13 protein-coding genes are annotated in these 14681 nt (G+C 38.6%); 9 read left to right on the top strand and 4 right to left on the bottom strand.

Annotated elements, in window-relative coordinates:
* The first annotated feature begins 6 nt into the window (after window positions 1–6).
* From uvrA to guaA, 4 genes are all read left to right on the top strand, one after another.
* Window positions 7–2847, top strand: a complete 2841-nt coding sequence (uvrA, locus tag H8S01_RS01795; protein WP_330605452.1) for an excinuclease ABC subunit UvrA — start codon at window positions 7–9, stop codon at window positions 2845–2847.
* Between the two features lie 110 nt (window positions 2848–2957).
* Window positions 2958–4493 carry an HAD-IA family hydrolase gene (locus tag H8S01_RS01790; protein ID WP_186835968.1) on the top strand — a complete coding sequence of 512 codons (1536 nt, stop codon included), beginning with the start codon at window positions 2958–2960 and terminating at the stop codon, window positions 4491–4493.
* A gap of 104 nt (window positions 4494–4597) precedes the next feature.
* Entirely contained in the window at window positions 4598–5173 is a 576-nt protein-coding gene (locus H8S01_RS01785) for a helix-turn-helix domain-containing protein (RefSeq protein WP_186835967.1), read from the top strand.
* Between the two features lie 193 nt (window positions 5174–5366).
* A complete protein-coding gene (gene guaA, locus H8S01_RS01780) occupies window positions 5367–6941 on the top strand; it encodes a glutamine-hydrolyzing GMP synthase (RefSeq protein ID WP_186835966.1) in 1575 nt (524 codons plus the stop codon).
* Window positions 6942–7020: 79 nt separating this feature from the next.
* On the opposite strand, the gene H8S01_RS01775 is transcribed toward guaA, so the two are convergent.
* Window positions 7021–9114 (bottom strand): DUF262 domain-containing protein, encoded by a 2094-nt coding sequence (locus H8S01_RS01775; RefSeq protein WP_186835965.1) that lies wholly within the window; start codon window positions 9112–9114, stop codon window positions 7021–7023.
* A 53-nt stretch (window positions 9115–9167) separates the two neighbouring features.
* Window positions 9168–9776, bottom strand: coding sequence for a helix-turn-helix domain-containing protein (locus H8S01_RS01770; protein ID WP_243204173.1), 609 nt, complete (start codon window positions 9774–9776; stop codon window positions 9168–9170).
* A gap of 251 nt (window positions 9777–10027) precedes the next feature.
* Here H8S01_RS01770 and H8S01_RS01765 point away from each other — a divergent pair, with 251 nt between their 5' ends.
* The 5 genes from H8S01_RS01765 to H8S01_RS01745 all read left to right on the top strand — a co-directional run bounded on the left by H8S01_RS01765 (window position 10028) and on the right by H8S01_RS01745 (window position 13667).
* Window positions 10028–10225: a hypothetical protein gene (locus tag H8S01_RS01765; RefSeq protein WP_005333555.1), complete on the top strand. Its 198-nt coding sequence runs from the start codon at window positions 10028–10030 to the stop codon at window positions 10223–10225.
* A complete protein-coding gene (locus H8S01_RS01760; RefSeq protein WP_186835963.1) occupies window positions 10226–11320 on the top strand; it encodes a site-specific integrase in 1095 nt (364 codons plus the stop codon).
* Window positions 11304–11675, top strand: coding sequence for a plasmid mobilization protein (locus H8S01_RS01755; RefSeq protein WP_186835962.1), 372 nt, complete (start codon window positions 11304–11306; stop codon window positions 11673–11675). Before H8S01_RS01760 ends, H8S01_RS01755 begins: the two co-directional genes overlap by 17 nt.
* 30 nt (window positions 11676–11705) lie before the next feature.
* Complete coding sequence (locus tag H8S01_RS01750; protein WP_186835961.1) at window positions 11706–12083, top strand: TnpV protein; 378 nt, start codon at window positions 11706–11708, stop codon at window positions 12081–12083.
* 309 nt (window positions 12084–12392) lie between these two features.
* Window positions 12393–13667, top strand: coding sequence for a plasmid recombination protein (locus H8S01_RS01745; RefSeq protein WP_186835960.1), 1275 nt, complete (start codon window positions 12393–12395; stop codon window positions 13665–13667).
* Window positions 13668–13702: 35 nt separating this feature from the next.
* Here H8S01_RS01745 and H8S01_RS01740 read toward each other — a convergent pair whose 3' ends face one another.
* Window positions 13703–14353, bottom strand: a complete 651-nt coding sequence (locus H8S01_RS01740; RefSeq protein WP_186835959.1) for a DNA mismatch repair protein MutH — start codon at window positions 14351–14353, stop codon at window positions 13703–13705.
* Window positions 14350–14592 (bottom strand): helix-turn-helix domain-containing protein, encoded by a 243-nt coding sequence (locus tag H8S01_RS01735; protein ID WP_186835958.1) that lies wholly within the window; start codon window positions 14590–14592, stop codon window positions 14350–14352. The genes H8S01_RS01740 and H8S01_RS01735 overlap by 4 nt, the downstream gene beginning before the upstream one ends.
* Between the last annotated feature and the right edge of the window lie 89 nt (window positions 14593–14681).

The following is a 14681-nucleotide window of genomic DNA, read 5'->3' as shown; positions in this document are numbered from 1 at the left end:
TAAATGATGAAAAAAGGAGATTACAGGCAGTTTATAAGGATTAGGGGAGCTAATGAGCACAACCTTAAAAACGTATCTGTTGATATACCAAGAAATGAGCTTGTTGTGCTTACAGGACTTTCAGGTTCAGGTAAGTCTTCGCTTGCATTTGATACTATTTATGCTGAAGGACAGAGAAGATATATGGAGTCGCTTTCTTCATATGCCAGACAGTTCCTCGGTCAGATGGAAAAGCCTAATGTTGAAAGTATAGAGGGACTTTCACCGGCGATTTCTATTGATCAGAAATCTACTAACAGAAATCCACGTTCTACAGTCGGAACTGTTACAGAGATATATGATTATTTCAGGCTTTTGTATGCAAGAGTGGGTATTCCGCATTGTCCTAAGTGTGGAAGAGAGATTAAGAAACAGACTGTGGATCAGATGGTTGATGTTATTATGGGACTTCCCGAAAGGACAAAGATTCAGCTTCTTGCTCCTGTTGTAAGAGGAAGAAAAGGTGAGCATGTTAAGCTTTTTGAGCAGGCTAAAAAGAGTGGATATGTTCGTGTTATGGTTGATGGCAGCATGTATGAGCTGACAGACGAGATTAAACTTGATAAGAATAAAAAACATAATATTGAGATAGTTGTTGACCGTCTTTCTATAAGAGAGGGAATCGAAAAAAGACTTACTGATTCGATTGAGACGACATTGAAGCTTGCTGATGGAATAATGACTGTTGATGTTATTGGCGGAAAGCCGATAAACTTCAGCCAGAGTTTTGCATGCCCGGACTGTGAGATAAGTATTGATGAGATTGAGCCGAGAAGCTTTTCTTTCAATAATCCTTTTGGTGCGTGTCCTGATTGTTTTGGCCTTGGATATAAGATGGAATTTGACGCCGAGCTTATGATACCCGATGAGAGACTTAGTATTGATGAGGGTGCCATTGTTGTTATGGGCTGGCAGTCTGTAACAGATGAGGGAAGTTTTTCAAGAGCGATTATGAAAGCACTTGCAGATGAGTATAATTTCAGCCTTTCAACACCATTTAAGGATTATCCGGACGAGATTAAAGATATTATTATCAACGGAACCAAAGGTCACAGCGTTAAGGTTTATTACAGAGGCCAGCGAGGTGAGGGTGTATATGATATTGCATTTGAGGGACTTGTAAGGAATGTTGCAAAACGCTACAGGGAGACAGCTTCAGAGGCATCTAAGCAGCAGTATGAAGAATTTATGAGAATTACTCCGTGTGCGTCATGTAAGGGACAGAGATTAAAACCGACATCGCTTGCTGTTACGGTTGCTGATAAGAATATTTATGAGATTACCAATATGCCGATTCTTGATTTGCAGGATTTTCTTCAGAATATGAAGCTTTCAGAAAGACAACTTGCCATAGGCAGCCAGATTTTAAAGGAGATAAGGTCAAGAATACAGTTCCTTATGGATGTAGGACTTGATTATCTTTCTCTTTCCAGGGCAACAGGTACGCTTTCGGGCGGCGAGGCACAAAGAATCAGGCTTGCAACCCAGATTGGTTCGGGGCTTGTAGGTGTTGCATATATTCTTGATGAGCCAAGTATCGGTCTTCATCAGAGAGATAATGACAAGCTTTTAAAGACGCTTGAACATTTAAGAGACTTAGGCAATTCGGTCATCGTTGTTGAACATGATGAGGATACTATGTATGCTGCAGACTATATTGTGGATATCGGTCCCGGTGCCGGCAGGAATGGTGGACAGGTTGTTGCAACGGGAACTGCTGAACAGATTATGAAGTGTAAGGAATCAATTACCGGAGCATATCTGAGCGGAAGAATTAAGATTCCTGTTCCTGCAAAAAGACGCAAACCGACAGGCTGGATTAAGGTGAGAGGTGCAAGGGAAAATAATCTTAAAAATATTGATGTTGATATTCCACTTGGCGTATTTACATGTGTTACGGGTGTATCAGGTTCAGGAAAGAGCTCACTTGTAAATGAGATTCTTTACAAGCACCTTGCAAAGGAACTTAACAGGGCAAGATGTATCCCGGGAAAACACGACGGAATAGACGGAGTGGAACAGCTTGATAAGGTTATTGATATAGACCAGTCGCCAATCGGACGTACTCCGAGGTCAAATCCTGCGACATATACAGGCGTATTTGATATGATAAGGGATTTGTTTGCCGCAACATCGGATGCAAAAGAGCGAGGATACAAAAAAGGAAGATTTAGTTTTAATGTCAAGGGCGGAAGATGTGAAGCATGTTCGGGTGACGGTATTATTAAGATTGAGATGCATTTTCTTCCTGATGTGTACGTGCCTTGTGAAGTCTGCGGCGGCAAGCGTTACAACCGTGAAACGCTTGAGGTTAAGTATAAAGGCAAGAGCATATATGACGTGCTTGATATGACAGTTGAAGATGCAGTTGAATTTTTTGAAAATGTTCCGTCAATTAAAAGAAAAATTGAAACTCTCAATGATGTGGGACTTTCTTATGTAAAGCTCGGACAGCCTTCAACTGAACTTTCGGGTGGCGAGGCACAAAGAATAAAGCTGGCGACAGAGCTTTCAAAGAGAAGCACAGGAAAGACTATTTATATTCTTGATGAGCCTACAACAGGACTTCATTTTGCGGATGTGCATAAACTGGTTGATATTCTTCATAAGCTCGCGGAGGGCGGCAATACGGTCGTTGTTATCGAGCATAATCTTGATGTAATAAAGACTGCAGATTATATTATCGACATGGGACCGGAAGGCGGTGCGAGAGGCGGTACTGTTATTGCAAAGGGCACGCCTGAGGAGATTGTCAAGGTTAAAGAATCTTACACAGGACAGTATGTAAAAAAATATCTGGAAAAGTAGGCGGTATTTTGATTGCGACATCAGGCAGTTTGAATACCTGAAGGATTTATATAGGGCAGCAGAGATATAAATATACAGATATACACAAAATATTTTGGAGAAAAATAAGTATGGTTGATGGAATTATTTTTGATATGGACGGAGTTTTGGTCGATTCCGAAAGACAGTCAAATGAGGGCTGGAAGTGGGCAGCAAAAAAACAAGGCATAGACATGCCTATGTGGCTTATCGATAGTTTTAAGGGAGCACCCGATGAGCTTAACTGTAAAATATTTGATGATTATTTTGAAGGAAAAGCTGATTATTGGGAGACAAAAATGCTTCGCACAAAGCATATTTACAAGATAAGGGAAAAGGAAGGTCTTCCTGTTAAAAAAGGTGTTAAAGAAATATTTGAGTATATTAAAGCAAATAATTTGAAATGTGCGGTTGCAACTTCAACAAGGCGTGTCAGTGCCGAAAAAACACTCCGCGATATAGGTGTGTCGGATTATCTTGATGCGGTCGTGTATGGCAATGAGGTTGAGCATGGGAAACCCGAACCTGATATATTTCTGCTTGCGGCAGATGCAATAGGTGTAAAACCTGAAAATGCGATTGTTGTAGAGGACAGTATCAACGGAATTAAGGCAGGTCATGCGGCGGGAATGAGAGTTATTCATGTGCCTGACACGATAGCGATTGATGATGAGATAAGAAAGCTGACGTACTGCGTGTGCAATGATTTGACGGAAATTGCCGATATTGTTGACAGTATTAACAAGCCTGTGATTAACAGAAAGGCTGTGCTTAACGCATTTGCCGGATATGTGCATTATTATGACCCGTCGGATGGAAAGATTAAACTAAAAATTGACCACACTTACAGAGTTGCTGCACTTTGTGAAAAAATTGCCGATTCTGTAGGGCTTACTGGTGAAGATAAGGACGTTGCATGGCTTCTGGGCATGTTGCATGATATTGGAAGATTTGAACAGATAAGATGTTTTGGAACTTTTAATGATGGAATGTCAGTTGACCATGCCGAGCTTGGTGCGGATATTCTTTTTGACCCTGACAGAAAAGATAAAGTTTGTGTAACTTTCGCCCAGGGTACTGTGTATGCAATAAAAAAGCCTATGTGTGAACCAGTCAACAATACTGTTGTGAAAAATGCTCCTCGCATAATTAATAAATTTGCCGAAGGATATGTCGAGAAAAACGGCAGTGATTTGCTTGAGCTTGCTATCAGACAGCATAATAAGTTCAGGATTGCCGATGGGCTTTCCAAACGTGAAGAAATGTTTTGTAATATTCTTCGTGACGCAGACAAAATCGATATTTTAAAGGTTAATGTAGATGTGCCGCTTGAGACGATTTATAATGCAACGACAGAAGAGATACGAAACAGTGTGATAACAGATGAAGTGCTTGAATGTTTTTATGCAAAACAGACTGTACTCAGGTCGCTTAAAAAAAGTGTTGTGGATAATATTGTCGGACACATTTCGCTTATTTTTGAACTGGTATATCCAGTGAGCCTTAAAATTGTAAAGGAGCAGGGTTATGTGTATAAAATGCTGGATTTTAAGTCGGACAGACCGGACACTGTGGAAAAGTTTGCCGGAATGAGGAAGTTTGTTGATAAGTTTCTTGAGGAAAATTAAGCAGGACATAGTGTGTCTATAGGTGAAAATTCGGCATTTCTCGTTTTGTGTCGTGTTTATTCCGGTACAGATGATATAACCTGTCAATGAAAGGAGGCAGCAGTATGAATCAAAAAAATATAGGCTCGTTTCTTAAAATATTAAGAAAGGAAAAGAACCTTACGCAGGAACAGCTTGCGGAACAGTTCAATGTATCGTCAAGGACTATTTCGAGATGGGAAACGGGAAGCAATATGCCCGATTTGAGTCTTTTGGTTGAACTTGCGGATTTTTACAATGTTGACATCAGGGAAATTATTGACGGGGAAAGGAAAAGCGAGATTATGAACAGTGAAGAAAAAGAGACATTGAAACTTGTTGCGGATTATGCGGAGAACGAAAAGGGCATTTTACTTAAAAGACTCAGAATTATAAGTATCGTAGGGCTGTGTTCGATTATTGTCGGTTTTGTGATGCTGAATCTGGGAACGGAAAATAACATGCCTGTTTATGATTATCTTATGGGAACTTCGTTCGGACTGGCTATGGGTGCATTGATTGTTGCAGTTTTTTATTCTACGGGAGTATTGTCTTATTTAAGAAAAAATATAAAATGCAGGAACAGCATGAAAGTCATAAAGATAATCGCTATATTGGCATGTGCGGCATTTTTGGTAGCATCAATAGTTGCGTCATTATAAAAAACATCGCAGTTAAATGATTTTTTGTAAGTTTATTTACAAAGTGGCTTGTCATTGCCGGCGGACTTTACTATAATAATTAAAGGAGTGCAAAGTTCGTGTATACACTGTAACTTGGCAACTGCCGTGAAACTGTCGGAACATGCAATACGTGTTTTGTGGTTTAGGAAAAACAATATATGAAAGGGACAATATGAATCAGGAAAAGGTTATTGTTATAGACTTTGGCGGACAGTACAACCAGCTTGTTGCACGTCGTGTCCGTGAATGTAATGTATATTGTGAGATTTATTCTTACAAGACACCTCTTGAGCAGATAAAGGCCATGAATCCTAAGGGAATTATCCTTACAGGTGGTCCAAACAGTTGTTATGAAGAGGGTTCGCCTACATGCACAAAGGAATTATTTGAACTCGGAGTACCGGTACTCGGACTTTGTTACGGAGCACAGCTTATGCAGCATGTTCTTGGCGGAAAGGTTGAAAAGGCACCTGTACGTGAGTACGGAAAGACAGAGACATTTGTGGATAAGAGCAGTGCTTTATTTGGAGATGTTTCAGAAAAGACTATCGTTTGGATGAGTCATTTTGATTATATTTCACAGGTTGCACCGGGATTTAAGATTATCGCCCACACAGCAGACTGTCCTGTCGCAGCTGCTGAGTGCAAGGAAAAGAATCTCTATGCAATTCAGTTCCACCCGGAAGTTCTTCATACACAGGAAGGTACAAAGATGCTTCATAATTTTGTACGCGGCGTGTGCGGTTGTGCTGGAACATGGAAAATGGATGCATTTGTTGAAAATACGATTAAGGAAATCCGTGAAAAAGTCGGCGACGGCAAGGTTTTACTTGCTCTTTCAGGCGGTGTTGATTCATCTGTTGCGGCCGGACTTCTCTCAAGAGCAATCGGAAAACAGCTTACATGTGTATTCGTAGACCACGGTCTTTTGCGTAAAAACGAAGGTGATGAAGTTGAGGGCGTATTTGGTCCAAATGGTCAGTTTGACCTTAACTTTATAAGAGTAAATGCTCAGGAAAGATATTACTCAAAGCTTGCGGGAGTCACAGAACCCGAAGCAAAGAGAAAGATTATAGGTGAGGAATTTATTCGTGTATTTGAGGAAGAGGCAAAGAAAATCGGTGCTGTTGATTTCCTTGCTCAGGGCACAATTTACCCTGACGTTGTTGAAAGCGGACTCGGCGGCGAATCAGCCGTAATCAAGTCTCACCACAACGTAGGCGGTCTTCCTGATTTCGTTGATTTCAAGGAAATTATTGAACCTCTCCGCAACCTTTTCAAGGATGAGGTAAGAAAAGCTGGTCTTGAGCTTGGAATTCCTGAAAATCTCGTATTCCGCCAGCCATTCCCGGGTCCGGGTCTTGGAATCCGAATTATCGGTGAAGTAACGGCTGACAAGGTACGTATCGTTCAGGATGCAGATTTCATCTATCGTGAAGAGGTTGATAAGGCAGTAGCCGAATACAAGAAGGCAAACGGTGAAGCTCCGGCATGGATGCCGAACCAGTATTTTGCAGCTCTCACTAACATGCGTTCAGTCGGCGTTATGGGCGATGAGAGAACCTACGATTACGCAGTTGCACTGCGTGCCGTAAACACTATAGATTTCATGACAGCCGAGAGTGCCGAGATTCCATTCGCAGTGCTCCAGACAGTCATGAGCCGAATTATAAACGAGGTGCGTGGGGTCAATCGAGTATTTTACGATTTGACGAGCAAGCCACCTGGAACGATTGAGTTTGAATAATGTACACGAGCCAAGAAATGCCGAATTTACGGCGTTTCTTGGCTCGTTTTTTGTTGCGTGACAATCAAATGACAATAATTTATTCATTTTCAGAAGTAGCTTTTAGTTTAAAAGATAAGTCTTGGAAATCAATGTTAAAATGAGCAAATAACACGCGAAGCATTTCAATTTTAGTTTGCGTATTTAAGTTTAACTCAATATAGACATCAGAATCTACCATAAAAGGATTTCTCATTCCTGTATTAGTTGTGTTGAATCTTTTTTTAATAGTCTTATTTTCCGGGAAATCTGCATTTACAAATGATATAAATGAACTTCGATCCAATAGGAATAATGATTTACAAACATCTTTGTACATTGATGTCCAATCAGAAATTGGAGTAAGTTCTGTAAGAAATTTGTATTGGCAGATGGATTTTCCTGTATAGTCAATATTATCTTCGTCAAGACCAATCCAATCATCTTCATTAGTCTTTGTGAATGAAGAATCTGGAAGTTTCCATATTTTAAGTGCTCGTTCAAATAGTACATGTGCACGCTCTTCCATAGTATCTTTTGTCCAGCATGTTTGCTGTGATACGAATTTGTTTAAATATAGACGACTTTCATTAAACCCTTTTTCAATACTACATTTTTCTTTGAATGATAAATTGCTATATTTGCTATTGTATCCAGTTAATGTTAAATTTCCAAAGGTATGTAAATATTCTTCGTGTATTTTGCTGTAGTTTTCTCCTAATTCATTTTTCCATGGTTCATTTAGAGTTTGTGGCATTATATGTTCAATGGTTAATTCACCAGAGTCTAATTGACCATATACATCTATTTTTTCTTTGTTGTCATAGTTTTCTAACTCAGCGAGAAAATACTTTTTGTAATTTGATTTTGTGTTATAAACATCTTTCGATAAAAATTTTTCTTCAAATTCATTATCTCTTGGAAAACGATAATGACCTACTTTATTTAAAAGTATGTATTTAAAAGCTACTAAGTAAGATACTTTTTCCTTGGACATCATATCTTTAATATTTTTACCCATGAAAGCAAACATTTTATTTAACGATCCAGAATCTATTCCGCAGATGATTCGCCGTGCCATGTATGATTCAATGTAAAGAAAAATTTCATCTAAATGCTTTTCTGAAATTAAATTATTGTCTAAAGCTTCAAAAAGTTCCATAGCAAAAGGATATACTATTGAAAAATCTAACATTTTTATTTTTGTTAGGGATCCTTTATAGCCTGATATACCATCCGTATTGATGACATAATTATAGTAGTTTGCATATTTTAGTAAATCTTTTAATAAAATACTAATGTCGTTATTCAAATTATTTGCAATAACATATGTTTTAAAATATTTATACAATTTGTCAGTTTGCCATAGCTTTTGCTCTTTTATTGCTAAATAATATCTAAGAAATGTACTTACATTATGAGATGTAAGTGTTTCAATTTTAGCCCAATATTCATTGTAATATTTAGTTTGTAGCTCTGAGTTTAATCCCATCAGAATAAAGTTTCTTACTTTATCTGCTTCTTCAAGTCCTAAGCCAGTAGAATTAAGACTTTCAAAAATGAGTTGAGGATCGTCTCCGTGAGACGGATTAATGGAAATCTTAACTATAATAAGTTTTTGTATTGCAGAAAAGAGTTTATCCAGTTCAGCAGGCTCCATATGTGATATTCTAGTATAAAAGTAGTTGTAATTACCTGTGACCGATGAGTTTTCAACTAATGTATCATGTGAAAATAATTTTTCATAAGCATCTTTATCGTTTTTTGCTAATTTTAGTTTGAGCTTTAATTCATCTGGTGCATATTCATCGACAAGATAACTATCTTTGATTTTTCTAGGGTTAATTATCTGCGTTTCAATATTGTTTTCCGTAACATAGTTATATATAGCCAATAGTAATAATGAAATAGTTGTTAGACGTTGTTGACCATCAATAATGCAAAATTCTGTTCCAGAAGCAAGTTCTTCTCCTACAAAAACAATACTTCCAAAGAAATGAGAGGGAATATTGTTACGATAAATAGATATCAAATCTTCCATAAGTGTTTCACATTGTTCCTTTTTCCAATCATAATTTCTTTGATAGACAGGGATGACAAAACGTTTATCTGATCCCTCCATAAAGCGTAATAAGTAACTTTGTATAGCGTCCATAATATAATTCCCCTTTCAAATTGTAATTGATTTTATTGTAAGTGATAATATTATTACTCCTTCTTCGGTTTCCTCTTTCTCTTCACATACGAAAAATCCGGAAACAAGTCTTTTAACAATTCAGCAGTTTCTTCTGCATCGTCATCCTCATTCATATTCTGAACCAGTAGCTGGTCGTCATCATCAAGGTTTAACGAAACAGAGTACTCTTTATTTGGACCTATTGGATTCATTGGGTACTTTACCTCTTTGAGATAATATTCCGTTTCTGATATTTCTCCATCCTCCAGCTTGTCTCGCAAGCGTGCCCAATACTCAACCATCTTTCGGAAGTTATCAAGGTCTTCTTGTGGACGGGGACCGGCACTAGGAAGCCGCTCTTCAAATTTGAAGCATATTTCTCCATCTTTTAGGGTAGGTCGTAGTCCATATGCCCATTCAATGTCAAACAGTACATGAAGTGCACTGAATATATTTGCCACATCAGGATCAGACAACGCATAAAAACTGACCCCTAGATTTCTTGCAATATTTAATAAAGTTGCTTCATCCGGATATCTGTTTCCAAGTTCATAGTTTCTGATAGTGGATTCGTTTAATCCACATTTATCTGCTAATTCCTTTTGCGTCATGTCAGATGCAATTCTGAAATTTCGAATCAAATAGCCTACCCGGCTGGTGAATTTCTCGCCCATTTTACTGCTCCTTATTCGTGTAATGAGTACCGTATTATGCATGATGTCACAAGGTACAAATCATATATCTGCGTACATTATATCATTAACAGTACAAAAATGAAATGTTTTTTACCAAAAAGTATTGACAGTACAAAAGTGAACTGCTAATATAATGCACATCACAAACGTTCATAAATGAACTGAATAATAAAACGAAAGAGAGGAGGCATTTGCTTATGGAGAACAAACGATTTTTAACAGCGCAGGATGTCATGGAAATGCTAGACGTATCACTATCCTATGCATATAAGCTGATACGGCGGCTGAATGCAGAACTTGAGGCTGATGGATTCGTGACAATAAAAGGGCGTGTAAGTACACAGTATTTTATGAAACGAATCTACGGGCTATCTACGGATAAGGAGGTGGGATAGATGGCGGTTATCAAGAATAATAAGACTGGAATGTGGGAGGTGAGAACCTATTATAAGGATTTGACTGGAGCAAGGAAACAGAAAACCAAGAGGGGCTTTGCGAAGAAAAGCGAAGCTCTTGAATGGGAGCGGAACTTCAAGCTGAAAGAGAATCAGAGTATCAGTATGAGCTTTCAAAGCTTTGTGGATATTTATTTGACGGATTTGGAGCCGAGAATAAAACGCAATACTTTCCTGACAAAGAAGCACATTATTGAGACAAAGATTCTGCCTTATTTCGGAAAAAGAAAACTGGATGATATACGAACCTCGGATGTCATCCAGTGGCAAAATGAGATTATGAAGCTGAAAAAGGATAATGGGGAGTTGTTCTCCCCTACCTATCTGAAAACCATTCATAATCAGCTTAGTGCCATATTAAATCATGCGGTAAATATGTATGGTCTGAAAGATAATGTGGCACGAAAAGCAGGAACCATGGGTAAAGAAGAAAATAAGGAAATGGAGTTCTGGACACAGGAGGAATTTCAGGCATTTTTGGAGTGTGTGGCAGATAAGACTATTTCGTATTATGCATTTGAAATACTTTATTGGACTGGTATTCGTGAAGGTGAGCTGCTTGCCTTGACACCGGGTGATTTCAATTTTGAAAAGAAAACGCTTCGGATAAACAAGTCATATCAGAGGCTGGAAGGTAAAGATGTAATTACAGACCCGAAAACACCAAAGAGTAACAGAATCATTGTCATGCCGGATTTCCTTACTATAGAGATGGAGGATTTTATAAAAAGCATATACGGAATCAAGATGGATGACAGAATTTTTACCATTTCAAAAAGCTATCTGCATCACGAAATGGATAGGGGAGCAAAGCTTGCAGGAGTGAAAAGAATTCGAATCCATGGATTACGACATTCGCATATTTCCCTGTTAATCAATTTAGGATTTTCAGCATTGGCAATAGGGGAAAGAGTCGGACATGAGGCGGTAGATATTACTTATCATTATGCACATTTATTTCCAACGGTGCAGACGGATATGGCAGCACAACTGGAAACAGAAAGGGAGGCGTTGGTCAATGTCAGAAAAGAATAGAGATGATAAAAACAGATGGCGTAATGTGACAATCGCATTCCGCATGTCACCGGAGGAAAACGAGGAGCTGAATAATAGAGTGAAGCTCAGCGGATTTCGTACCAAGCAGGATTATATAATCCAGAGTGTTCTTCATCAAAAGGTGGTTGCCATAGGTAACCCATTGATGTTGGTACAATTCCGGCAGAACCTGCAAAGGATTGAGCGTGAACTTGAAAGAATAGAAAAGGCATCGGATATGGATGGGGAGCTGCTGACTCCCATCCGCTCCATGCTGGAAATATTGGAAGGCTTCAAAGAAAAGCCGAGAACATTGGCAGATATGAAGCAACTTACAGTACCAAATGAGGAATAACAAAAATTTTGCATAAAGGAAGTGACTGCTATGAGCGAAGAAACATTATTTGAAAAATTAGGTGTGAGATACATAGAAAAAGAGGGCATTTTTTATCCATTGATTACATTAGGTGGAGAGGAGAATAGTTCAGATGTCGGAAAATATGGTCATATGTGGATTGATTACATACAGAAGGAATATCCACAGCGATACAGAAGTCTGGTACGATTTGGAGAATTACATGACAAAGCAACCGAAGTAAATGAAGTGGCTTATGAATTGTTGGAGGATATTGAAAATGAGTGGTTGCGTAAACATAAACCAAAGCATGCGAATTCTTTTGTGGAAATGTATCAGCTACGAACTCAGGCAAGAATGATAGCTGAAGAAGTAGTTCTGCATGATGTGGTGAACTGTTTTCATTAGGGGATAAGTGGAGTTCTGTATCGGAGCTGTGGCTGGTAAATAATATGTCGCGTATCCGCGACTTATAAGCTCCCGAAAGGGAGCTTTATCCGGTGGGGAGAGCCGTATAGCCACTCCGGCGAGGAGCGCAAAACCCGCTTGCGGGTCTGCATTTTTGATGGCGAAGCTGTCAAAAGTGCTTTTGCGTTACTTTTGACAAAAGTAACAAAACCTTCCCAGGGAAATCTGCTGTTTCGTGCCGTATCCGGCACTCATTACAGATAAGAAGGAGGTGCCTATATTACATACCAAAAGAGGAGGATTTTGACAATGGAAAGAACTATCAGTTTCATGAATGGGGAAGGTTCCATCGGGCACAACACTAGAAGATTTATAGCTGACAATGTAGATGCCAGCCGTACCAAGAATAATATTACTCTTATTCACGAAGATATTAAGCAGGCATATCATAAATTATTTGATAAGGCACTTAAGGAATATAATGCAAAACAGAAACGCAAGGACAGGCAGATTAAAAGTTATTATGATAAAATTTCCCGAAGCAAGCAGGAAAAATTATTTTATGAGGTTATCGTTCAGATAGGCAATAGGGATGATACCGGAGTAGGTAGTTCTTCTGCAGAGGTTGCAACATGGGTGCTGAAGGATTATGTGAAAAAGTTTCAACTTCGCAATCCACAGCTTTATGTGATTGGTGCTTATATTCATTTGGATGAGGAAACACCACATTTGCATCTGAATTTTATCCCTTGGGTATCCGGTTGCAAGAGAGGATTGGAGACAAAGACAAGTCTTAAGGCGGCACTTGCTACCAGAGGATTTGTAAGTGAAGGCAAAGGGAACACCGAATGGAAGCAGTGGGCGGAGGCAGAGAAAGATGATATTGCTCTTATTATGAGCCGGTACGGAATTGACTGGAAGAAGAAAGAGACGCACAATAAGCATTTATCCGTACTGGATTATAAAAAGCAGGAACGGGCAAAAGAAGTGGCTGTACTTGAGGAGGAGTTGGAGGGCGCACAGGTTGTTCTGGAATTAAAAGAGGAACGGATAGAGTCTTTGGAAAAAGAAATTGAAAGTAAGCGGGAATGTTTTAGAAAAGAACGGTCTGAGGTTCAAAAGAAGCTGGATGATACCATAGCCGAAAATCAGAAATTACAGTCGGAAACAATGGATTTACGCTTAAAGAATTCTGAATTACGACTGGAATATTATGAGAATGTAGATAAGCTCACGGATAAACAGAACGAAATTGAGGCTGCGCAAAAAGAGGCAGACAAGTGGATGATGATATCGGATACTGCAAAATTACAGACTGAACGGGCTGAATTTGAACTGGAAGAGGCAGAAAGACTTAAGAAGGAACTTCTGAGAGCGGTCGATGGCGACGATTATCTGAAGGAGCAGGTGATAGAACTGAGGTATCAAAACCAGATATTGCGGGAGGAGAATCGTAGCCTAAAGGACAAGCTGGAAAATGCATATGAGTTTATGAAGCAGTTTGTAATTGGTGGGATTAATCTGCTGGAGAAGTTTATGGAGTGGCTCGGGGAGAAGGTCAAGGATGTGGGGAGAGGAAGGTGATGTGCACCTTCCTATATTTCAAAATAATTTTTTTACTATTCGAGTGTAATTAAATATTTTAAGCAGGGAATTTTAAAATAAAAAGCTCTATTTTTGTCTGATACGATTCTGTCATATTTCCTTGAATAAATTGCATGATAAGGAATGGAATCTTTCGTTCTGATTTGAATATACTTTCCATTTGCAGTATGTAACATTGCGTCAGGCGAAAGACAAAGTTGGTCATTTAGAATGTCACATATGTCTATGTAGTCAAATTTTAGTTGGGCAGCAAGTTCGGCATATTTTGGCAATGATAGGTCTACTAATATAGGTGGCAAAAACATCCAATTCTCAGGCGCTCCTTCTTTGTTGATGCGAACATATAACATTCGATTGATTTTTTTATATAACTTACTTTCTTCAAAGGGCTTGAAAGATAGTAATTCATCAATAATAGATGCGGTTTGTGTGATAAACATTGTTTCAGCAGGAATTCCGAGTTTATTACATTTGTTAGTTTTAAGCTCTCCATCTTCGAAATCGAGAGTAGTATTGGAAAGTTGAAGTCCAATAGTGAGTTCTAAAATCTGTCCGGTTTTACCTTTATTAACAACAATATTATTAAACTGTTCTTCGGTAAGGTATTCCTTAAATGGAATATAAGCAAGTTTTTCGATTCTTTTCTGAGCTTCTATTAGTTTCATGTTTTATCAACCTCCTTAAAAAATTCACTAATCTCAACACCAAGTACATTTGCAATCTGGTTCAGCACCGATATTGAAAGACTCTTATCACATCCGGATGCTTCGATTTTGGAGAGATAGCTGATGCTGATTTTAGCCTGTTCGGCAAGTTGCACCTGTGTTAATTTAGATTGTTCTCTGTAATATTTTATATTTGCACCTATAACACGATATAGGTCTATATCATTTTCGAAATGCATATCAACACCTCTTTCACTATTTGTGAATATTATCTCATGAGATGTATAACAGATAAATTCACTTATAGTGAAAGAAAACTACTATGGAT

This window comes from Lachnospira hominis (ex Liu et al. 2021), from assembly GCF_014287955.1.
In the GTDB taxonomy this organism is placed as follows: domain Bacteria; phylum Bacillota; class Clostridia; order Lachnospirales; family Lachnospiraceae; genus Lachnospira; species Lachnospira hominis.
The sequence above is the reverse complement of the archived record's forward strand: the minus strand, read 5'-3'. Positions and strand labels throughout refer to the sequence as shown.

Bases quoted from the DNA above. Each gene is read 5' to 3' on its own strand.
- uvrA (WP_330605452.1), top strand. From the start codon at position 7: ATGAAAAAAGGAGATTACAGGCAGTTTATAAGGATTAGGGGAGCTAAT.
- H8S01_RS01790 (WP_186835968.1), top strand. From the start codon at position 2,958: ATGGTTGATGGAATTATTTTTGATATGGACGGAGTTTTGGTCGATTCC.
- H8S01_RS01785 (WP_186835967.1), top strand. From the start codon at position 4,598: ATGAATCAAAAAAATATAGGCTCGTTTCTTAAAATATTAAGAAAGGAA.
- guaA (WP_186835966.1), top strand. From the start codon at position 5,367: ATGAATCAGGAAAAGGTTATTGTTATAGACTTTGGCGGACAGTACAAC.
- H8S01_RS01775 (WP_186835965.1), bottom strand. From the start codon at position 9,114: ATGGACGCTATACAAAGTTACTTATTACGCTTTATGGAGGGATCAGAT.
- H8S01_RS01765 (WP_005333555.1), top strand. From the start codon at position 10,028: ATGGAGAACAAACGATTTTTAACAGCGCAGGATGTCATGGAAATGCTA.
- H8S01_RS01760 (WP_186835963.1), top strand. From the start codon at position 10,226: ATGGCGGTTATCAAGAATAATAAGACTGGAATGTGGGAGGTGAGAACC.
- H8S01_RS01755 (WP_186835962.1), top strand. From the start codon at position 11,304: ATGTCAGAAAAGAATAGAGATGATAAAAACAGATGGCGTAATGTGACA.
- H8S01_RS01750 (WP_186835961.1), top strand. From the start codon at position 11,706: ATGAGCGAAGAAACATTATTTGAAAAATTAGGTGTGAGATACATAGAA.
- H8S01_RS01745 (WP_186835960.1), top strand. From the start codon at position 12,393: ATGGAAAGAACTATCAGTTTCATGAATGGGGAAGGTTCCATCGGGCAC.
- H8S01_RS01740 (WP_186835959.1), bottom strand. From the start codon at position 14,353: ATGAAACTAATAGAAGCTCAGAAAAGAATCGAAAAACTTGCTTATATT.
- H8S01_RS01735 (WP_186835958.1), bottom strand. From the start codon at position 14,592: ATGCATTTCGAAAATGATATAGACCTATATCGTGTTATAGGTGCAAAT.